Annotated in this window: 11 protein-coding genes and 1 pseudogene; 4 read left to right on the plus strand and 8 right to left on the minus strand. The window is 41.1% G+C overall.

Going from position 1 to position 22,021, the window contains the following annotated elements:
• Nucleotides 1-273: 273 nt before the first annotated feature.
• Complete coding sequence (gene rfaE1, locus AC5590_RS34635) at nucleotides 274-1,302, minus strand: D-glycero-beta-D-manno-heptose-7-phosphate kinase (protein ID WP_169267725.1); 1,029 nt, start codon at nucleotides 1,300-1,302, stop codon at nucleotides 274-276.
• Between the two features lie 230 nt (nucleotides 1,303-1,532).
• Between rfaE1 and AC5590_RS34640 the strand changes: the two genes are divergently transcribed.
• Entirely contained in the window at nucleotides 1,533-1,871 is a 339-nt protein-coding gene (locus AC5590_RS34640) for a type II toxin-antitoxin system HicB family antitoxin (protein ID WP_169155534.1), read from the plus strand.
• A gap of 157 nt (nucleotides 1,872-2,028) precedes the next feature.
• Here AC5590_RS34640 and AC5590_RS34645 read toward each other — a convergent pair whose 3' ends face one another.
• Nucleotides 2,029-2,688 carry a DUF6391 domain-containing protein gene (locus tag AC5590_RS34645; RefSeq protein ID WP_169267726.1) on the minus strand — a complete coding sequence of 220 codons (660 nt, stop codon included), beginning with the start codon at nucleotides 2,686-2,688 and terminating at the stop codon, nucleotides 2,029-2,031.
• Nucleotides 2,689-3,107: 419 nt separating this feature from the next.
• Nucleotides 3,108-3,377 carry a photosynthetic electron transport-dependent transcriptional regulator PedR gene (gene pedR, locus AC5590_RS34650; RefSeq protein WP_169267727.1) on the minus strand — a complete coding sequence of 90 codons (270 nt, stop codon included), beginning with the start codon at nucleotides 3,375-3,377 and terminating at the stop codon, nucleotides 3,108-3,110.
• A gap of 432 nt (nucleotides 3,378-3,809) precedes the next feature.
• On the opposite strand from pedR, the gene AC5590_RS34655 reads away from it, so the two are divergent.
• Complete coding sequence (locus AC5590_RS34655; RefSeq protein ID WP_169267728.1) at nucleotides 3,810-4,787, plus strand: carbohydrate kinase family protein; 978 nt, start codon at nucleotides 3,810-3,812, stop codon at nucleotides 4,785-4,787.
• 335 nt (nucleotides 4,788-5,122) lie between these two features.
• A complete protein-coding gene (gene recR, locus AC5590_RS34660; protein ID WP_169267734.1) occupies nucleotides 5,123-5,737 on the plus strand; it encodes a recombination mediator RecR in 615 nt (204 codons plus the stop codon).
• Between the two features lie 165 nt (nucleotides 5,738-5,902).
• On the opposite strand, the gene AC5590_RS34665 is transcribed toward recR, so the two are convergent.
• Nucleotides 5,903-6,277: a response regulator gene (locus AC5590_RS34665; protein ID WP_169267729.1), complete on the minus strand. Its 375-nt coding sequence runs from the start codon at nucleotides 6,275-6,277 to the stop codon at nucleotides 5,903-5,905.
• Between the two features lie 837 nt (nucleotides 6,278-7,114).
• Between AC5590_RS34665 and AC5590_RS34670 the strand changes: the two genes are divergently transcribed.
• Nucleotides 7,115-12,781: a translocation/assembly module TamB domain-containing protein gene (locus tag AC5590_RS34670; protein WP_169267730.1), complete on the plus strand. Its 5,667-nt coding sequence runs from the start codon at nucleotides 7,115-7,117 to the stop codon at nucleotides 12,779-12,781.
• A 350-nt stretch (nucleotides 12,782-13,131) separates the two neighbouring features.
• Here AC5590_RS34670 and AC5590_RS34675 read toward each other — a convergent pair whose 3' ends face one another.
• The 4 genes and pseudogenes from AC5590_RS34675 to AC5590_RS34690 form a co-directional block, all read right to left on the minus strand.
• Nucleotides 13,132-13,542: a hypothetical protein gene (locus tag AC5590_RS34675; protein WP_169267731.1), complete on the minus strand. Its 411-nt coding sequence runs from the start codon at nucleotides 13,540-13,542 to the stop codon at nucleotides 13,132-13,134.
• A gap of 73 nt (nucleotides 13,543-13,615) precedes the next feature.
• Complete coding sequence (locus tag AC5590_RS34680) at nucleotides 13,616-15,283, minus strand: GUN4 domain-containing protein (RefSeq protein ID WP_169267732.1); 1,668 nt, start codon at nucleotides 15,281-15,283, stop codon at nucleotides 13,616-13,618.
• A 122-nt stretch (nucleotides 15,284-15,405) separates the two neighbouring features.
• Nucleotides 15,406-17,568, minus strand: coding sequence for an ABC transporter ATP-binding protein/permease (locus AC5590_RS34685; protein WP_169267733.1), 2,163 nt, complete (start codon nucleotides 17,566-17,568; stop codon nucleotides 15,406-15,408).
• A 59-nt stretch (nucleotides 17,569-17,627) separates the two neighbouring features.
• Nucleotides 17,628-21,839 (minus strand): annotated as a pseudogene (locus AC5590_RS34690) (non-ribosomal peptide synthetase).
• Nucleotides 21,840-22,021 lie beyond the last annotated feature (182 nt).

A 22,021-nucleotide genomic window follows, 5' to 3' on the forward strand; every position in this document is an offset into this window, starting at 1 on the left:
GTGAGACAGCGCTGCAGGAGGGTTTCCCTCCGTAGGCGACTGCGAACCCGAAGGGACTTTGTTTGTGTAGCCGCGATTTCTAATCGCTTGGGTTAAAAGGGGGTTATAAAAGCCGATTTAGTATCACACGACATCAACAGTAGGAATAAGTAGTCGAACAGAATTAATTACACAATGTCATTGCGAGTGGAACGAAGTGGAGCGAAGCAATCACAAAGTCTCTGCGATTGCTTCACTTCGTTCGCAATGACAACTAACCAGGCGGACATGATATTAACCTTCCTCCAACAACCGTTGCAACGCCACCCTCATTTCTTCAGGAGTTGTCGTTGTGGTGCCAAACCGTCGCACCACAATACTAGCTGCCAAATTACCTAAAACTGCAGCTTCCCAAGCCGACGCCCCAACAGTTAAACCTAAAGTTAACGCCGCCACTACAGTATCTCCAGCACCTGTGACATCAAACACCTTCGTCCGATTAAAAGCTGGGATGTGAAATGCGCTACCCTCGCGGTTAAACATACTCATCCCTTGCTCACCACGGGTAATCAGTATATGTTGCGCCTGCGTCAACGCCAGCAAGTCTTGTCCTGCTTGAGTCAAAGTTGCTTCATCAGTAATTGCATAACCAACAGCAAGTTCTGCTTCCGGCAAATTTGGAGTAAACAATGTTCCTCCACGATACCGTTCCAGATGTTTTTGAGCATCCACAATAGTTCGAGAAGCAGACAGTGCTGCTGAAATCACAGGCTGAGTTAGAGTTCCATCCCCGTAGTCAGAACAGACAACGGCATCTACTTCATCAATACGTTCTTTAATATATTGAGATATCTGAACTTGTAAATCTAAGTCTGGCAAATCATCCGACTTTCGGTCTAAGCGAACAATCTGCTGTGTCACCGATTGACGCGAATGACCAGAAATTCGGGTTTTAGTCACTGTTGGGCGACTGGAGTCAACAAAAACGCCATCAGTATTGATTCCCGCAGCTTCCAGAAGACCACGTAGCGCTGTTCCCTGTTCATCTTTGCCCAAAAGCCCTACTGCCAAAACTTTTGCTCCCAGTTGGGCAAAATTATAAATCGCATTTGCCCCACCTCCTGGAACTTGCTTGGTGGTTTCATGGCGCAGGATCAACACTGGTGCTTCCCGAGAAACTCTTTCCACTTCACCTGTGAGAAACTCGTCTAAAGTCAAATCTCCGATAACCAGCACCCGTGCAGAAGCGAATTTTTCCAATAAAAAGAACAAGCGGTCAGCCGAAGCACGCAGTAAGATGGCAAAATCAGGGTCTAAAGACATAAAGCACAAGAATATTCAACACACAAGCCAATGATTCTACAACTCAAACCGGGAAATGGCGAGATGAGAAGTGATATCATGTCTGGCTATACTCTTGACGACCACGGGTGCGATTAACGTTCCCGCAAAATATGAAACAAGCACATTTTTCTGAGATTTCTCAAATAAAAACAGAAAAATCACAAATATTTTTTGTGGCTACTAGACAAAAAGGAGTAGTAATTAGATCTATGTTTCAATATAAGGGATATACAGGTGAACTTGAAATTGATATAGAAAGTGGAATGCTTTCTGGACGAGTGATTGATATTAAAGACGTTGTGTCTTTTAAAGGAAAAACTGTGGAAGAAACTCGTCAAGCATTTGAGGAATCTGTAGATGATTACTTAGAATTTTGCGCGGAATTAGGAGAAGAACCAGATAAGCCTTTCTCAGGTAAACTTCCTTTTCGCACATCTCCTGAGCATCACAGAAAAATTTTTATAGCTTCTAGAAAGGTTGGAAAGAGTATTAATGCATGGATGGATGAAACATTAGTCAAAGCGGCCGAAGAAATCATTCACGCTTGAGATAAAAGGTGAAAACAGTGTAGGAGTGTGGGAAAAGAGTGATTTCGCATTAACTTTTCCCTCCCTTTCTCCCTTTTTCCCTCCCTTTCTCCCTTTTTCCCTCCTCCCTTCTCCCAACTCCGGTGTCCCCTGCTCCCTTCCCCCTGCTCCCTGCTCTCTACTCCCGCCACTGCACTTGAACAAAATACGCCTGTCGTCCCCAAAGGTCACGCGTACGTGTGATATTTTCAATTTTGAGGTTAAAGGGAATGGAAGTTGTCAGGTAACGCTGTGCTAAAGCACCAATGTCAGGAGCGAGTTCAGCCGCTGTTGTCGTCGCGACTCCCAAACCTATCAGTTGCTCAATTAGTCCTCGCGGTAGCAGCAGATGCATCCCCACTGCTAGTCCTGCTGTCAACAGCATTTCTACTGATACATTTGTTCCACAACGGGGATGTACAGCCAAGTCCCATTCTCCGTTGGTGAGGCGATGTAGGGCGAGTGTGACTGCACGTCGCAAATCGCTGATATTAACTTCACCATAAAGATAGAATCCCCGCTCCGTGGACAAACCACCCAAGAGTTCGTTGTCAACTTGGAAATTGCTTGGTCTTGGTCTTCCTTTGGAAGCTTGGACGTTTTTTGATGCACTCAGAAGCCAAACTGTAGCGTGTTCTAGAGCATGAACCTGACGCAGCATTAAAATTTCTTTTAATCCAGGCAAAAACGACAGCTGTCTGAGTAAATCAGCATCTTGTGTGGGCTGAGGTACTGTAAAATCAGAATTGAAAAAGTTATAGAAAGACAAGCTACCAATAGCCGAAGCGGAAGTATTCATTGCTACACTGCTTCCTAAGCTAATAAACCAACAGAGATTTCTTTTTAATGTAGCGTTTTAGCCTGGAGATAGTTGCTAAATTTTGTTTACTATTTGGTTTTCTTTGATTGACTAAAGGCAAAATCTTAATAAGGACACATAGCAACGGCAAGGTTCTTCCACTTAAAAGCCAAGAAAGCTTGGTTTCTCTGCTCTGGTGGACAAACTTAAAAAAGAGCAAAGTTGCGCTTTCTGCCGCGCTTTTCGTGTCCTTATGCGTACAGTTGGAATAATCTGAGGAAATACAACCTCTACCCAAGACAACATAGTCGAGTACTCTGTGGTGCTTGATTTTGAGAGGTTTACACTTATACGTTAAGTTGTGAGGAGAACAATAAGTAACCAGTCAAAATGAGCTTGGCAGTATACTAGCAGTTTATCTATTCTTTTTGCTCAGGCCGAGGTAAAGTACAGCAATTAACATCATTCAGGCAGACTTTGCCCCATTGCAAAGCCCAGCGGACAAGAGCCACTCGGTTGTCGGTACCTGTTTTGGTGAGAATATTGCTGATATGATTGTCAACTGTACGCTTGCTTATTTCTAATTTACCTGCAATCTCTTGGTTAGTTAAGCCAGCGGCCACTAAATCGATAATTTGCAGTTCTCTGTCTGACAGACTAACGGGGGTCTGAGACTCGCCACCAGCCATAGAGTTACTTTCTCCTCCTTGGTATATGTACTCAATCGCTCTATCCCATTCTAGAAGATTCTTTTGTAGGTAGATGTTTCAAGTGTAGGCATAAATACTATTTTTCTTTGAGAGTTGGGTTTACAGTATCGGAGCAGAAGATAGAAAAAGATCAAGGTTGAAAATCCGAAATTATCAGGACGCTATCCCTGCTCCCCCCACACCATTACACTTCACCTCATCCCAAATCAGTTATTTATAAGTAATATTTATAAAATTTCAATTTAAAATAATAGAAATAATACTGATGGCAAATAAGCAGTGTTCACCATCGTTAATAGCTAAATTGATTCATAGAAATTGCTATTTCATTGTATGAACGATTGCCGACATAGTGACACAAATCATTGTAGATTTTATACTGGCAAATCCTAATCCAAAATCTGAAATTCAATGAGTAATCCCCGTGTTTTGTGCCTGGGTGAAGTTTTATTCGATTGTTTAGCTGATCAACTGGGGCGAAAGCTAGAAGAAGTTGAGTCATGGACTGCCTACCCTGGAGGAGCACCAGCTAACGTCGCCTGTGCTTTAGTGAAGTTGGGGACACCAGTGGCATTTATTGGTTGTGTTGGTGAGGACGCACCAGGTAATGAATTGGTAGAATTGTTAGAAGAAGTAGGTGTAGCTACAACTGGAGTACAGCGTCATTCTACAGCACCAACGCGGCAAGTAAATGTTGTGCGTTCTCTTGAGGGCGATCGCACTTTTGCTGGATTTAAAGATTATGAAACTACAGAATTTGCTGATACGCGCCTCAAAGCCGATCAAATACCGAAGGAGTTATTTCAAGCAGCAGATTTTCTGATTTTAGGTACTCTGGGACTAGCGTATCCTGAAAGTGCGCAAGCAATTCACCGCGCACTTCAAATGGCAGAGCAATATGATGTCAAAATTTTGCTCGATGTCAACTGGCGTCCGGTATTTTGGACAAATCCTGACATTGCTCCACAAAAAATTCAAGAATTATTTAAGTATATAGACTTTATCAAACTTTCAAAAGAAGAAGCAGAATGGCTATTTGATACCGCCGATCCAGGGGTAATCACTTACCGACTTGGCACCGTTGACGGTGTGCTGGTAACTGATGGAGAACATGGCTGCGCCTACTGCCTTGGGGAAAACGAAGGTAAATTACCTGCTTTTTCTCCCTCCGTCGTTGATACAACAGGTGCAGGGGATAGCTTTGTTGCTGGTTTCATGCACCAGCTGCTGAGTCATGGTATTCAAAGCTTAAACGATTCAGAAACCGCCAGAAAAATCGTGAAATATGCAAGTGCAACGGGGGCATTAACGACGATGAAAGCGGGGGCGATCGCCTCTCAACCCACAGCAGATGAAGTGGAAGCTTTTCTGGCTTCGCATCAAGTTTAGGGGATACAGCAATCCTAGATAAGTCGTGAACAAAAAAAACGTAGACGCGGAGCGGTGAGACAGCGCTGCAGGAGGGTTTCCAACGCCAGATACCTGGCTGTCGGGAAACCCTCCCGCAGTACTGGCTCCTCCGTAGGCGACTGCGTAAGCGCAAGCGCACGCTAAGAGCGTTCGCGCAGCGTCTCCGTAGGAGATACGCGTAGCGTCTCCGCAGGAGATACCCGAAGGGCAGTGGCTCCCCTACACCCCTGTGTTTGTTGAAAGAATAACCAAATAACTCCCAAACAGTGCCCACCAAGCTCTTATAAATGCCATCATAGTTATGATTAGAACTCATTGGAGATAAGACAACGGTTTACGCACGCCCTCTAGCACGTTTAATTGAACAACTCCAACGCTTACCTGGAGTCGGTCCTAAAACTGCCCAGCGTCTGGCATTACATATTTTAAAGCGACCAGAAGCAGAAGTTGAGGCTCTGGCGCAAGCTTTGATTGAGGCAAAAAAACAAGTCGGTTTGTGTTCTGTTTGTTTTCACCTATCTGCTGAACCAGTTTGTGAAATTTGCCGCAACCCAAACCGTGACAACACGACTCTGTGTGTGATAGCAGATTCCCGTGACCTGATTGCTTTGGAAAAAACCCGTGAGTTCAAAGGCAAGTATCATGTCTTAGGTGGGGTGATTTCTCCAATTGAGGGCATTGGTCCAGAACAGTTGACTATCCAAGCTTTGGTGCGAAGGGTGAGTCAGCACAAGCCTCAAGAAGTGATTTTGGCAATTAGTCCAAGTGTGGAAGGTGAAACAACAACACTGTACGTTGGTCAATTACTAAAGCCATTTACCAAAGTGACGCGGATTGCTTTTGGTTTACCTGTGGGTGGGGATTTGGAGTACGCCGATGAGGTGACTTTGGCAAGAGCTTTGGAAGGTCGAAGAGAGTTAGATTATTAACCTGTTAAAAACATTCGTTGTGATGCCCTCTTTGAGCTCATCAAAGCCCCTTCTAGCGTTATGAATACAAAAGCGCTTGGGGAACGGTGATAACTCAAATCCTCATTTTCTCAGCATTGACCAAAACGTGGTCACATCAAGATGGCTGACCGCTTTTTCTCTGATTTAGTTCCAACACGCCTGAATGCGTGCAAGCAATCTATCCAAATTGATGGGCTTACGGATAAAATCATCAAACCATATATCTAACTCTTGCATACTACTCATCTGTTGAGTACCTGTAATCAGCAAAATAGGAATGAAAGGTAACTTCTCATTTTGGCGGATACATCGGGCTAACTCATAACCGTTCATTTTAGGCATGATCACATCTGACAAAACTAAATCAGGTGGCGAAGCCTCTATTTTTGCTAAAGCTATATTCCCATTGTTGGCTGTATCAACGTCGTAGCCCTCTTCTTCTAAAGCAGTTTGAAGCAAAGCCAGATTGAGTTCACAATCGTCCACTACTAATATTCGACGACGCCCAGATGATTGCATAGATGCATACCCTTAATTCATGGAATTACAAGATTGTAGTATTTATACTCATAAGATTGAGCTTGACAAAAAATCTTAACATCTAAATCATTTTTTGGATAGGTGGCTAAAGTTTGATCACTTCCGACAAAGTCCAGAGTCAAACTAAAACAACAACAAGTAAGGAGCATTAAATGAGTGACCAGCTACCTACGCAGTTATCAAGGTTACATAACGAGATTTGTACGCCAACTGAAACACACCGGTTTTAGAAGTGAGAGACTCTGACTCCCTTAATACCGTTCACTTTAAGGTTAATACAAATAGCCAGCACCGAAAGCAGAAATTTATCTGGCGGGGGTAAATAATTGTAAAAAAATCATTTGTATCAGGCATATCATTAATTTTTGTATTAAAAATCACAATAAAACTTGACAACTGATAACTGATAACTGTTGAGTAGTGTGTTCAAAATAAACTTGTTTATTGATTGTTAATCATCACGGTGATCACTAGAAAATATGCAATTTATACGTGTCTTCGCTTAATTATTCCTTTTGATAGTTGCAAAAATACTTCTGTAGTCAGATTTGTGATCATAACTTTAATTTCTCCACGAAGATTACAGCATCTTACCCTATTTTCTCGCTATAGTCGTTTTCAGTATTGATGATGCAATTACAGTGGAGCAGTCACGTTGATCAAAATTCACAAAAAGTAGTTCCACCAAACATGACAATTTCCAGTAACATAATTTTGTATTGTTTGAAAACCAATTTAAACTTATTTGACTCAGCCTGAGAAACTGTAAATTGCTAATTTAATTACCCACTTTAACTAACAATACTGGTAACGAGTATGACGCGCTCTCCAAATTCAGAAAATGAACAAGAGCCTAAGAATCGTCGTTTGTGGCTCCTTCTGTTAGGACGTACTAGTATTGTTTTCGGAGTGATTTTATTAGCTGGAATTGCAGGTGGTGTTTTGTGGGCGAGGAACTATGTGTATAAAGATTTGGCACCATTAGTAGAAAAAAATCTTCAGCAACTGGTTGGAAGACCAGTGAAAATAGGATCAGTTGAGCGATTTTCCCTTTCTAGCCTGAGATTTGGCTCGCTTTCAATACCAGCAACTCCCACAGATCCAGACACCGTTGCAGCAAAAGCTGTGGAAGTAGAGTTCTCCCCCTTGGAAGTTATCTTCAAACGGACATTGGGGTTAAATGTCACTTTAGTTCAACCTAATGTCTACCTTGAACAAGATAAGCAAGGGCGTTGGGTGACAACTCAAATTAAGACAGGAGAAGGAAAAAGTGTTATTCAAACTGAGTTGCAGACACTAAAAATTCAGAATGGGGATGTGGTGTTAGTGCCAAAATCAACACCAAATACACCCAAAGGTTCAGTTGCTTTAGATCAAGTGAGTGGAACTGCTCGATTTTTGCCGAAAAATGAAGGAGTTACCTATGACATTGGTGCTCAACCAACCAGGGGAGGGACAGTTAAAATAAGCGGAGACACACGACTGAAATCACAACAAACGAACCTCAAGGTACAAACGCAGAATTTTCTAGCATCTGATGTTAGTCGATTAATTGAGTTACCAATTGTTTTGGAAGCAGGTCGTGTGGGTGCTGACTTAACGGTACAATTACAGCCGGATCAGCAACAACCCAATAAGCAGGAAATAGCGATTAATGGAACGGCTGTTGCGAATCAAGTCACGGCTCAAGTTCAAAAGGTTCCCCAAAAGTTTATCAATTCCAATGGCAAATTAACCTTCCAAGGGCAGACAATTACTCTAGAAAATCTCAGCACGAACTATGGCAAAGTTCCGACTTTGGTCAATGGATCTCTCAATACTCAAACAGGTTTCAACATTTCAGCTCAGGTAAAGCCGGTTAGTGCGAAAAATGTTCTCGATTCGCTGAAAGTGAATTTACCCGTTCCGGTTGCTGGAGAAATACAATCAAACATTCAGTTGCAAGGATCAATTCAACAGCCAATTTTGAGCGGAACAGCAAGCAACACAAAACCCATTCAAGTTGACCGCGTTGTATTTAAGACTATTAGCACTGGCTTTCGTCTGAGTGTATCTCAAACTGCATCTACTCTTGCCGTTTCTAACCTGCAGATAATTCCTGCAACAGGTGGACAAATTACAGGTGGCGGTGAAATTCCACTCGCAGCTAATCCCCAACAAGGTGGAGCGAAATTTAACATTCAAGCTGAAGGGATTTCAGCAGATGCACTGGCAACTTCGTACGGCTTTACTCCCCCCACAACTATTGGTAATGTATCAGCGAAAGCTGCAATTTCTGGTTCACCAAGCGGTGGTAAACAACCTTTGGTGCTTGATATTGCCAGCGTTCAAGTGACGCCACCAGCCGGAGGACAAGTCACCGCAAACGGTCAAGTTCAACTTGTCCCTCAAGGTAACGTTTCGTTAAATGTTCTAGCTCAAAATTTACCAGGAAATGCGATCGCCCAAGGTTATGGCGTTTCAGTTCCCTTCAATATTGGTGGTATATCCGCCAACGCCAAAGTCTCTGGTTCTCTTGGTTCTGGTTCACTTGGTAAGCAGCCGTTACAAGTCAATATTGCCAGCGTTGAAGCCAGGCCAGAAATCGGAGGCAAAATTACAGCAAACGGTCAAGTTGAGTTGGCACCAAAAGGCAGAGTTTCGTTAAATGTCCTAGCTCAAAATTTACCAGGTGATGCCATAGCCAAAGCTTACAAAGCTTCACCCAATTTCACCATTGGTAATATATCAGCAAACGCTAGGACTTTTGGCTCACTTGGCAATCTCCAAACAGTCGCACAGGTGCAAGCACCCACAGCCACTTATCCTACCACTGGGCAAGTTGTTGTCAATCAACAGGGTAATAGTATTCTCTTGCGAGATGCTGTTGCGAGAGTGGCAGGTAGTACAATTAGGGCGAGAGGTCAGCTAGCACAAGGTCGCTGGCAAGCTTTTGTGAATGCACAGCAAGTTCAATTGAGTCGTTTTGCACAAGTACCACCCCAGGTTCAAGGGGGAGTCTTAAGCAGTCAGTTGAATTTATCGGGAACCACCGCTTCCTTTCAACCGTCAACGATTCAAGCTTCTGGACAAGCAAACCTCAGTGGTGTGGCAGGAGGTACGGTTAACGTCAGAAATATTAATCTTGATAATGGTCGCTGGCAAGCAGCTGCTAATATTTCTCAAGTTCAACTCAACCGTTTCTCCCAACAACTGCAAGGACGACTTAATAGCAACTTACAGTTAGCAGGAACAACTGAATCTTTTGCGCTTTCAAATATTCGAGTTGCAGGACAAGTCGGCTTATCACAAGGGTTATCGCTGCTTGCACAACCAATCACAGCACAAGTTCAGTGGAATGGACAACAGATTATTCTTCAACGTGCAACTTCTCCCGGATTGAGTGCTAACGGTGTTGTTGCTGTTCAAGTACCAGAAACGGGTACACCTCAAGTGACTGGTTTCAATCTCAATGTCCAAGCGCGGAATTACAATCTCCAGAAAGCGAGCGGTAATCTTCCTGGTAAGATAGCGCTGAAAGGACAACTTGATTTTACAGGACGAGTCACAGGTACTCCAAGTGCACCATTGCTTGGTGGAAACATCCGGTTGGAAAATTTAAATGTCAATGGTTTAGCGTTTGACCCGACTTTAGCTGGAAACGTAAGATATCAGGGAGGACAAGGAGGACAATTGCGACTGGCAGGTAGGCAAGACCAAGTTGCAGTTGATATTAGTCCGAACAATCGCCCAACTTCATTTTTATTCAAACGTGGTGAGGCAGTTGCAACTGGTAGAACAGAGGGAGACAACTTGCTCGTTAATGTGCGAAGTTTTCCTATAGCTCTTGCTGAGGGATTCATTCCTAACAATACGTTAAAACCTCTAGCAGGACAAGCATCTGCCAATTTAACGGTTAATCTTAATAACTATAGCGCGGCGGGAGATGTGGCGATCGCCGAACCTCGTCTTGGTCGAGTCACAGCAGACGAGTTTCGAGGTAACATCAGTTATGCTAATGGTGCTGGTAGCTTAACAAATGGTCAATTGCAGATAGGAGATAGCAGCATTGCCCTGAGTGGAAATGTGAAAACAGGAAACAACCCCCAATTTCAACTCCAAGCTAACTTTGACCAAACGAAAATCCAAAGACTCTTAGAAGCATTCAAAGTTTTTGACTTTGGGGATTTTGGTGGAGGGTTGCAAGGTCCACAATTGGCGGGTTCAGGAGTTTTGCAAACAAAGCCTGTTAGTTTGCCAGATGCAGATTTGCTCACACAGCTAGAGTTTTTCTCAAAAATTCCCACCCCAGTTGCACAACAGCAACAACAGCAAAATCAACCAACAACTTTGCCCACACTAGCAGAATTACAAGGTACTCTTAGTGGAGGAATTGAAGTTGCTGGTTCTTTACAGTCAGGGTTGAATGCTAGCTTTAATTTTGAGGGCAATAACTGGAAATGGGGTGAGTACTCAATAAAAGATGTCATAGCCAGAGGCACTTTTGCAAATGGTATTGTGACACTATTACCCTTGAGTGTGGACTTGAATCCAGGACTTGTAGCTTATTCCGGGCAGTTAGGAACAGAACAACTGTCCGGACAGGTGCGCGTGACAAATTTACCTTTATCACTTGCACAGCCTTTCATAGACAAATTACCAGTTGATGTTACAGGGAATGTGAGTGCTGTCGCTACATTGGGTGGTAATTCAAAAGACCCCAGCGCGATCGGAGAATTGACACTGGTGGATGGTACTATAAATCAACAGCCAGTGCAAACAGGGCAATTAAATTTCAACTATGGCAATGCTCGTTTGAATTTTGGTAGTACCTTGTTGTTAACTGGGACAGAACCTGTTAATCTTACAGGAAACATACCTTTTGCTTTGCCCTTCGCTTCAGTTCAACCAGATAGCGATCAAATCAGGATCAACGCCAAAGTGCAGAATGAAGGATTAGCTCTGTTAAACTTGTTTACCAATCAACAAGTCAGTTGGGTGGATGGTCTAGGGGAAGTTAATGTAGATATTCAAGGAACTTTAAAGCAGCCAATTATTAACGGAGTCGCCAGAGTCGATAATGCGACAATTGAAGCTCAAGCCTTAACCGAACCCTTGACAAATGTAACAGGAACGCTGCAATTTAATGGCGACACACTATTGGTTGAAGGTCTTCAAGGGCAATACAATAAAGGTAACGTGACTGCTGCGGGAATTCTGCCCATTTTTGCAAATCAAGCAGCACAGCAGCAAGCTGCAACAAATCCTCTGACTGTATCGGTGAACAATCTGAATTTCAAGCTTCAAGGGTTGTATGAAGGGGGTGTCACTGGTGATGTTGTCATTGGTGGAACAGCACTATCTCCTAATGTTGGTGGAAAAATTACCCTAAGTGATGGTCAAGTTGTGATTGGACAATCGAATACAGCGAGTACAAAACCATCAGGTACAAAAAAGACAACCGATAATGCAATAAAGACTTTCACCATCCAACAAACACAAACGGGACAAGCTACAACACCTGATAGTCCAACAACAACATATGGTCTTGAACCAGAAAATACACAAGGTAACACCGCAGCCAGTGCCACTCCACCAAATTTACCTATAACGTTTAATAATTTACAGCTTGTTCTAGATAAAGGTATTCGTGTCTCCACTCAGCCGATACTCGGCGGCTTTGTACCAGGAGGTCAACTCAGTCCTTCTATACTCAGCTTTGACGCCAAAGGTGATCTGACTATCAATGGTCCATTAGCCAAACCTCTTCCCGATGGAGTTATTCGTCTGACGGGAGGACAAGTCAACTTATTTACAACTCAGTTTACCTTAGAACGGGGTTATGAACAGACTGCGGAGTTTACGCCCAGTGGAAAACTCGACCCCGACTTAGATGTGCGGCTTGTGGCAATTGTATCGGAGACATCAGGGGGAAGAGGTAGTCGCATTTTGAGTTCTCCTTTTTCTAGCGAAATTAGTATTAGTGATGATGATGAAGATAAGCCTGGAACTTTACGTACCATTCGCGTTCGCGCCAGAGCAACAGGACCAGCGAGTCGATTGTCAGCTGGTAATCTGGAACTAACTAGCGAACCGAACCGCAGTGAGGGAGAAATTATTTCCTTATTAGGCGGTTCTGTTATTAATAGCTTCGGTCAATCAGACGCAACAACTGGAATTGCGACCCTCGCTGGTTCTACTATATTTGGTAGCTTACAAGGAAGAATTACTGCGATCGGACAGGCGATCGGCTTTAGTGAATTTCGTATCTCTCCTACCTCTGTTTCCAAGCAGAGCAAAAATGAATCAGTTCTCGGCTTGACAGCAGAAGGTGTATTTGATTTAAGTAAGAATTTCTCTGTTTCCCTATCACGGGTTTTCTTAGCCGATGAATCTTTCCGTTATAACGTTATCTATCGAGTCAATGATGATGTTCTTGTGCGAGGTTCAACTAGTTTCTCAGACGACAGTCGTTTGCAAGTTGATTATGAGACACGGTTTTAGCTAAGTTTTGGCTCAGGCCCGATCGTGAAATAGTATGCTAAAGCCACAAGGTTTTTAACTTACTTTTTCACAAACATGACAATCACAGTTTCATCGTTGGTACAGCTGTCTTTGGGGAGTATCCCACCAATTTTGCAAGAACATCTTTGTCTGCAGCGAACGAAAGTCTAAACTCCACAGATAAACAATCAACTACTTTCTCCCAGTAGACCTCTCCAAAAATGATTTTTAGTGCAAGCGCGGTAAAGGTTTCATAGCCATTTTTGGAGAGGTCTAGTATAAAAAGTAGTTGAGTCCAAAACTGATGGGGATAACCTCAAAAAGATTATCGGTTAACTTCCTTGCAATTACTATTTTATTTTTGTGCCAATAATTGATTCCTCTTTATCCATTATTAAAAATTTAGAACTATTAATTCTCATAATTTCATAAATTTCTGGCATAAACACAGAACCTAAAGTGGCTACTATATCTGCTATATAAATTTTAAAAGCTAGTGGTATTCTTAAATTCAAATATGATTTTGGCATACTTCTAACATTTAAATACAATTTTTTTTGATTCACGTACCATACCCCAGTAAATTTATTACCTGTTAGAAGTTCTTTAGGTTTAGAGAAAAGGAATGTTTGAATCTTGGTTTGTTCATAAGTCATATCATCTTTAAATTCAATAGTGACTTTTTCCGAAGACGTATTAAAACGCCATTTTCCCAAAAGTAAAATTTCTATTTCTACATCAGAATGCTTACTATTATTCATGTCTATCCTCAAATGAGCTTTGTTTTACTTATCGGTATTATTAAGAAATGTGCGATTAACGGATAAGTACAGTTCAGTTACAAATTTTGACACGAGAAAAGAATAAATGCATCTGCCAAACTAACCAAGATCCGACTCGCCATGCTCCCATAGAAAGGTGTTCTGCAGATGACTTTGGGGATAAATCCAAGGTTGAATGCTCATAGTGCAACCATTGCGCTGGTAGATGTCCTATGGGTGTTGTGGGGGATAATTCAAAAGTTAGTTGATCATAATCTAACCAGTTTCCCTGTTTTCGCCAACCAAGGCGATCGCCGAGTCTCTTTTCTGCTTCATAGTCTACTTGACTACCCATTTCGCTCCAAATACTTTGCTGAACACTGAAGCCGAAATAACCATGACTGTATTCTTCCCACAGTTGATCAATAGTCTGGAGATCTTTACAAGAAAAGTTATCAATATCTTCCTTATAAACTTCATTCCAATAACTTTTACCTATGACTTTTAGCATTAATGTAGTGGTTTCAATGTCAGCTTCTTTCCACTTCTGCTGGGCAAGAAGACTTTGCAATTTGGTATAATCGATGTTATTTTTCTTTTTAACCCACATTCCGCAGGTGCGATCGTCATTAGTCAGTCTTGTTAATCCAGTACCTTGAGCAGTAGGGAAAGACGTCATAGGAACAAAATTTGTTTCTGCTATCCCTATCTCTTTTCTTCGTTCGGTAAATTGATTGGAGATATAGTTAGATATTGAATTAATGTCTTTGTTTATAGAGAAGAAATTATCGGCTGAATCAAAATTATGAATTTGCCAATCTAGTAATTGACATTGAATAAAAGCATCTTTTAATCTTTCTTTTTTTTCATAACTTGATACCATAAAGTCTAGAAACGTTTCAGAAATTGCGTCAGTTTCTTTTGGAATTAACAAATTAGACTGAGACTCGAAAATATTATCTGCCAATTTTTTAATTTCTCCAACAGTTGAGTAAAAATCTTCATCTACTTTTACGACTTCATCTATTAACGATTGAAAGGGATTAAAGTAATCTTGTAAATATTTTTCAAAATTGATTGCAGTCTCCGCTATTTCTACTATTTCTTTACGAACTTTCTGGGCTTTTCTTTGATATTCGTAAATTTCTTGATAAACTTCCAAATCTTTGGCTACTTGTTGGACAATTTGCTTTTGATTTTTGGTATCTTCTGCCAGAGTTTTCAGTCCTTCACTAAGCAATTTTATTTTTTCTAACATCAAAAAACAAGCATTACTCAAGAGTAAAACTGCTTTAAGATTCTCTTGTCTTTCCCATTTTAATTCATCGAGTATTTTTTGATTTTTATAATTTTTGATTTCTAGTTTTTTTATTTCCTTCTCTAAATTTTCTATTTCAAGGTATTTTTGAATAAACAGTTTTTTAAAATCATCAGTCAGCTTAACCAAAAAAAGTTGATAAGTTACCTTATATTTTTCTAGAAAATAAATAAGATGAGTATAATCTTTTATTAATAGTTGGCTTTCTTTAAAAATTTTATCCTGACTAATTTTTTCTTTCAGCTTAATTATTCCCCAAAGCTGATGATGTCGAACACCTTCTTGAATTAATCTTCGACGTTCTTTAATCTTTTTTTGAATAGCTTTTAATCTGCTATTTTTTATAAGAGGTAATTTGTATGTTCGTTCATAAATCGTAATTTTTTTGTAAGTAACTAGTTGTCTTTGCTGTTTAGTAAGCATGACCTTGATTCTAAAAAAGGTTCTATGGCAAAAATTTGAAGTTCATTTAGAAGCTTGCCATTCAACATGAGCATCACCAGTTTTACTTCTAACAGATTGCAAAGAGTTTTTGCAACAGAACCCTAAACTCTGATCCATTTCAATACGTTGCGATCTTTGTCATAGCGGTAAGTCACGCCATCCTTGGTTGTGATAGTCTTGCCAAGGCTTCCCTTGCTTCTAATGGTGTTTACATTAATGCCTGTTAATTGTTGCATTTCCTGATGAGAAAATCCTGAAATTGTGCTGGTTTCTGGTTGACTTAATGATTGGTCTTGTAGTGAAACATCTATTGTAATTTGAGGGTTGTCGGGAGAGTTAGTAATGATTTCGTTGACTTCTGTAATTTGAGGGTTTTCGGGAGGGTTAGTAATAATTTCGTTGGCTTCTGTAATTTGAGAGTTGTCGGGGGAATTAGTAATAATTTCGTTGGCTTCTGTAATTTGAGAGTTGTCGGGGGGATTAGTAATGATTTCGTTGGCTTTTTGAAGGCGATAATCCTGAACAGTCAAAAGTCGCCAACTGGAATCTTGTGAAAGTTCTAAAACCCATTGATGGTAATTAAACAAACTTTCTCGATGTCCTACACTGATAAAAGTTGTTTTCGTTGATTGTAATTGTTCATATAAATTGCCTTCATTTGTCAAATCCAAAGCGCTGGTTGCTTCATCTAAAATAGTAAAGCTGGGATGAGTAATCAACAATCGTGCAAAAGCCAAGCGTTGTTGTTCTCCCAGCGATAAAATATTCTCCCAAGCGACTTCTGTATCAAAGCCTTCGACTCGATTTAGCAAGTTTTGCAAGTTGACTTGTTGCAGAACTTCTTCAAGTTCTTGATCGCTCATTTGACGAGTTGTATGAGGATAGAGTAATTGTTCGCGCAATGTTCCCAAAATAATATAAGGACGTTGGGGCAGAAATAAGAGAGATTCTAGGGGAGGACGTACCAAACGACCAGTTCCTGCGTTCCACAAACCAGCGATCGCTCTCAACAGAGAACTCTTACCTCGTCCACTCGGTCCAACAATCAATAAACCTTCTCCCGGTTGAACAGTAACTGACAAATCTTCGACGATCACCTGTTCATAGTTTGGTGTTTGTAAGGTAACATTCTCAAAAGCCAGACGGTTTTCTTCTATTGTTTGAATGGTACTCACATTCTCTGGCTGTTGCGTAACAGCTTTCAACGCACCAGACAACTCAGCTAAACGTTCAACATAACTGGAAAATCGTCCGGAAGTTGCAAATTCTCTAATTAATTCTGCCATAGCACTGGCAAACAGATTACAAGCTAAACTGGCTTGACCAACTTCTCCAAAATCAATTTCATCTCTAATGTGTAAAGGTCCGAGTACTATAAATGGAAAGATTTGGATAATAGCCTGATATCCTCTGTTAAAAATATCCTGAGTTCTCTCCCAATTAATCTTGCGTTTAGAACTTTGAATAATTTTAGAAAATCTTCGCTGAATGATATTTAATTCTTTTTTTTCTCCCTGAAAAAAAGCTATTGATTCACCATGATTACGAATATGAGTCAGACTGTAAGTATAGTCTGCTTCAAATTCGAGTTCCTCTTGATTAATCTTATTCAATTCTTGAGCCAAGTAAACAGCAATTAAATTGCCTATTATCGTATAAGCAACCAATACAATTGCAACAAATTGGGAAAGAGACCAGAGAATTATTAAAAAAGTAGCCATTTCTAGCACTTTTTCTAGGAAAGTAGCGGAAAACGAGAGAGCATTTCTGGTCAGAGGTTCAATTTCTTGGGAGATTCGTTGATCTGGATTATCAACATCGGATTTAAAGTTGATTTTATAATAAGCACGATGGCTCAAATATTTTGATAAAATATGATTATTTAGCCATTGGTACCAATCAAGAGCGATTTGTTTTCTAACAAATTTAGAAAATCCTACTAAGAGCGTTACGCAGACAAGGGCAGCACCATAAACCAATAACGTATCAACAAATTTCGTAAAATCTTTTTCTTCAACGATGACATCAACCAAATAGCGACTAACGAAGCTATTAAAAGCAGTTACGCCCACAAGTGCGATGATTAATAATATCAGGATAATGAGCATTACCCATGAACGAATCACATCTGAAAATGCTCTTCCTTCTGCCTCTGTTGGATACCAGTAAGCTCCTGTGAGCGCTCTGACATTCTGCCAAAATTGATTAAAACCCGGAGAAGAATCATTCGTTGAAGTTTTCTTAACAAAAGTTGTAGATTGCATATTTTAAAAATTAGTTTAGGCTTAATACAACGATAATTTCCATTAGTTCTTTGGTAAAATTATTTGATGGTGTTTAATAATTCTGTGGCTAAGATTTTTACATTGGGTTCATAAAGCATTCGACCGTGGTTTCCAGGTACAGATATCACCTTGACAGGGTTTTGAGTGTATGCTAGCCATCCCCAATCGGGTAAATCGTAATTGGAAATAGCTTGCAGTTCTTGTAAAACAATTTCATGAATTTCTTGAGCGCGAAATAAAATAATAGGAGCAGAAATTGGATACTTGGGCTGATAATTTGCGTAATTAAGCGTCAGAGCTTTCATCACTTTCATATTAGTTTTTAGTAAAGAAAGAGTTGAGTTTTCCGGTAGAACGTTATGTCGGTATAAATACTCCGCCGCCAAATCCCAACGGGCTTGATCGTCGCTTTGAGCAGCTAAATCATCGTATTTCAAACCTAAAGAAACGCCCTTTAATGCTTCAATTCTTTGAATCAATTGCCAAATCCAATCAATATCTGCTCTATCAGTTATATACTCAGGGTGAGAAACGAGTCCGGCGTCAAAGATAGCCAGTAAACCCACCTTTTCACCTTGCTGTTCTAATTGAGCAGCCATTTCAAAAGCAACAGCACAACCTGAAGAGTATCCTGCTAGTATATATGGACTTGTCGCTTGCTGCTGACGTAATAGCGAAATCAGTTGAGTGGCATGGGCTGGTACTGAATCAGGGAGTGCATTCAGTCCGTCTCTTCCTGGAGTTTCCAGTCCATACACTGGTCGTTCATTTCCTAAATGAATTGCCAAATCTCTAAAATAGAAACCGTGTCCGTTTGCGCCAGGAAGACAAAATAGAGGGACGGCATCTCCTTGAGGTTGGAGTGAGAGTAAATCGGGATGGGACTGTTGAACTTTAGTATTACAAAGTTGTTCTGCTAGTTGAGCAATAGTAGGATTTTGAAATAAACTACTCAAGGAAAGTTCTTGTTCAAACACCTGTTGAATGTTATTGAGTAATTTCATCGCTAATAAAGAATGACCACCCAAGTCGAAAAAGTTATCATGAATGCCAATTTCTTGACGTTCGAGTACAGCAGACCATACTTGTGCTAGCTGTTTTTCCACTTGATTGCGCGGGGCTGTATATGAGCTTCCAACTTCAAAATTGGGAAGAGGTAAAGCTTTACGGTCAATTTTGCCATTGGGAGTTAAAGGCAATTCATCTAGTAAGATGATCTGAGCAGGTACCATGTAATCAGGTAGACGGGATTTGAGGTGATTTTTTAGTTGGGTAGACAAATCAGTGGTCATTCCCGTTACATAGGCAATTAAAGTCTGGTTATTCTCAGTTTTATATAAGGTGACAACTGCTTCTTTAACTAATGGATGTTGTAATAAAATTGATTCAATCTCAGCGAGTTCAATTCTAAAACCTCTTAGTTTAATTTGATCGTCAATGCGACCGAGATATTCTAGGTTGCCATCATCTCCCCATCTTGCCAAGTCGCCAGTTTTGTAAATTCGCTCAGTTTTACCAAACAATTCAACTTCAAGAAATTTTTCGGCGGTAATATCAGGACGATTGAGATAGCCTCTTGCTAAACCCACTCCAGCAATACACAACTCGCCAGGTATTCCTGGAGGTAATAGTTGATTATTTGCATCTAAAATATAGATGCGGATATTGGGCAAAGGTTGACCGATGGGCGGTTTTTTGCCATTGGGTTCAACGAGAGCGATACTTGCACAAACCGTAGATTCCGTTGGTCCGTAGGCATTAAAAAAACGCCGTCCTTTTGCCCACCGAATAACTAATTCTGTTGGACAAGCTTCACCAGCAGTAACTACGGTTTGCAAATTAGGTAACGTCGCTTGAGGTAATAGGGATAAGACTGAAGGAGGTAACGTGACATGGGAAATTTTGCGATCGCCTAAAAAATTCACTAAGTCTTGACCAGATAACAAAGTTTCTTTTTTAGCAAGATATAAACAAGCCCCTGCTGCAACTGCAGTAGCAATTTCCCAAATTGAAGCATCGAAGCTGAAAGAAGCAAACTGAAGCAAACGGCTTTGGGGTTGAATTTGCAAAATTTGCTCAACTGCCAAAGTCATATTGACCAGTCCTCGATGCGAAATCATTACCCCCTTCGGTCTTCCAGTAGAACCAGAGGTATAGATCGCATAAGCCAAATCTAGTGGTGTACTTTGAGGACTGGGATTCTGGGTTAACTCTTCGCTAAAAGTTTCCTCATCCAAACAGATAACTTGACAAGTGTGTTCCAGTTGTGATGTGGGTAATTGGTGTTTGAGGAAACTTTGGGTTAGTAACACCGATATCCCAGAATCTTCTAACATGAACCCAATCCGTTCTTGTGGATAATTGGGGTCAATCGGTACATAAGCCCCACCTGCTTTAAGGATACCGAATACACCAATAATCATCTAACTACAACGTTCAACAGAGATACCAATTAAAGTGTCTGGCTTTATTTGGTAATTTTGAATTAAATAATGAGCAAGTTGGTTTGCTTTTTGATTTAGTTGTTGGTAAGTTAAGCTTTGGGATTCAAACACCAAAGCGAGATTATCAGGGTTTTTTTCAACTTGTTGTTCAAATAAGTCAACTAAAGTTTTATCCTGAGGATAATCGGCTTGAGTTTGATTCCAGCATTGTAGTTGCAGCAGTTCCGCCACTGTCATCAAAGGCAAAGTGTTGATCGGTTGGTGCGGATTATCAAGAATTCCCTTCAGTAGAACTTCAAATTGTTCTGCCATCCGTTGGATAGTACTCTTCTCAAAAAGGTCGGTAGAGTATTCCCAAGAGCAATTTAACTGATTGTCATATTCCATGACCAAAAGTGTTAAGTCAAACTTAGCGATCGCACCCTTCACTCCCAGCCATTGAATCTCTAATCCTGGTAAACTCAGGTCTGGACTTTCATTATTTTCCAGCGCGAACATAACCTGGAATAATGGATTATGACTCGTACTGCGTTCTGGTTGTAACTTTTCTACCAGAAACTCAAAAGGGATGTCTTGATGAGCATAAGCATCTAAACAAGAGGAGCGAGTTTGTTGCAGGAACTCGATAAAACTTTGCTCAGGCTTGATTTGAGTACGCAACACAAGGGTATTGACAAAAAAGCCGATTAATGATTCAGTTTGGCTATGGGTACGGTTGGCAATGGGAGAACCAATACACAAATCGTTTTGGCGACTGTAACGATAAAGCAGAATACTCAAAGCTGCCAACAAGGTCATAAATAGACTTGCACCTTGTTGTTGACTCAAAGTTTTAACGGCAGCACTTAATTCCGGCGTGAGAGAGTAGGTATAGCGATCGCCTCGGTAACTTTGCTGTGCTGGGCGAGGATAATCGGTTGGCAATTCCAGTAATGGAGAAGCATCCTTAAGTTGATGTTTCCAATAGTCGATTTGGTTTTCTAATACCTCCCCTTCTAACCACTGGCGTTGCCAGTTTGCATAGTCGCTGTATTGAATGGGCAGGGGAGGAAGGTTTGGGGTTTGACTTTGGGTAAATGCGGTATAAGCTTGCCGCAACTCACGAACAAATACGCCCATGGACCAGCCATCACTGATAATATGGTGCATATTGATGAGCAAAACATATTTCTGCTCTTGCAATTGCAGCAGTTTTGCTTTAAACAAAGAACCAGTATTTAAGTCAAACAGTTCTTGAGCATGAGCATCGATGAAACGCTGGACGGTTGGGGAACTCGGGGTCCCCTCTGGGGATAAGGGGCAATGAGGATGTTCATCAAGGTTTTGCCAGTCTATTACTGTTAGAACTTCGATTTTATCTAAATCTTGGATCAGGACTTGCGGTTGTCCCGCCACTGTAGGAAAATACATCCTCAGACTTTCATGACGGTTAAGCAGATAAGCCAAACTAGAGTGCAGGGCATCAATATTAAGGTTGCCTTCCAATTGTAAAGCCATCGGCATATTATAAGTAGCTGATGGTCCAGTCAGTTGTGCTAATAGCCAAAGGCGTTGTTGAGCAAAGGAAAGAAATTTCGGGGCATCAGCGCTTAAAGTGGGAATTTCCTCTGCCATAACAGTTTTGGCTTTGGCAGTTTTTAAAAATGCTAATATTTCTGCTTTGTTGTTTTGAATTTCCTGCTTGAGTTCAGGAGTGAGGGCATTTTTGCTAGTACGAATCCGTAACTTATCATCTTCAGCCCAAATTCGGCAGCCTATATTCTGCAAACGAAGCATTAAAGCAACTACTTGCTCTTGTTGTGTCATATGTTGCTAGTGGCGATCGCGTCGCGTACTTTGTTAACTGTTTACCCTTCGGGTTCGCCCTTCGGGTTCGCCAGAGCCGGCACGAGGGAAACCCTCCCGCAGCGCTGGACTCACCAGATGCCTCTGTCGGGAAACCCTCTGGGTTTGCGTAGCGCCCCCTATGCCTGCGGCACGGCTACGCC

Origin of the sequence: Brasilonema octagenarum UFV-OR1 (genome assembly GCF_963888615.1) — a bacterium.
Lineage (GTDB): Bacteria > Cyanobacteriota > Cyanobacteriia > Cyanobacteriales > Nostocaceae > Brasilonema > Brasilonema sennae.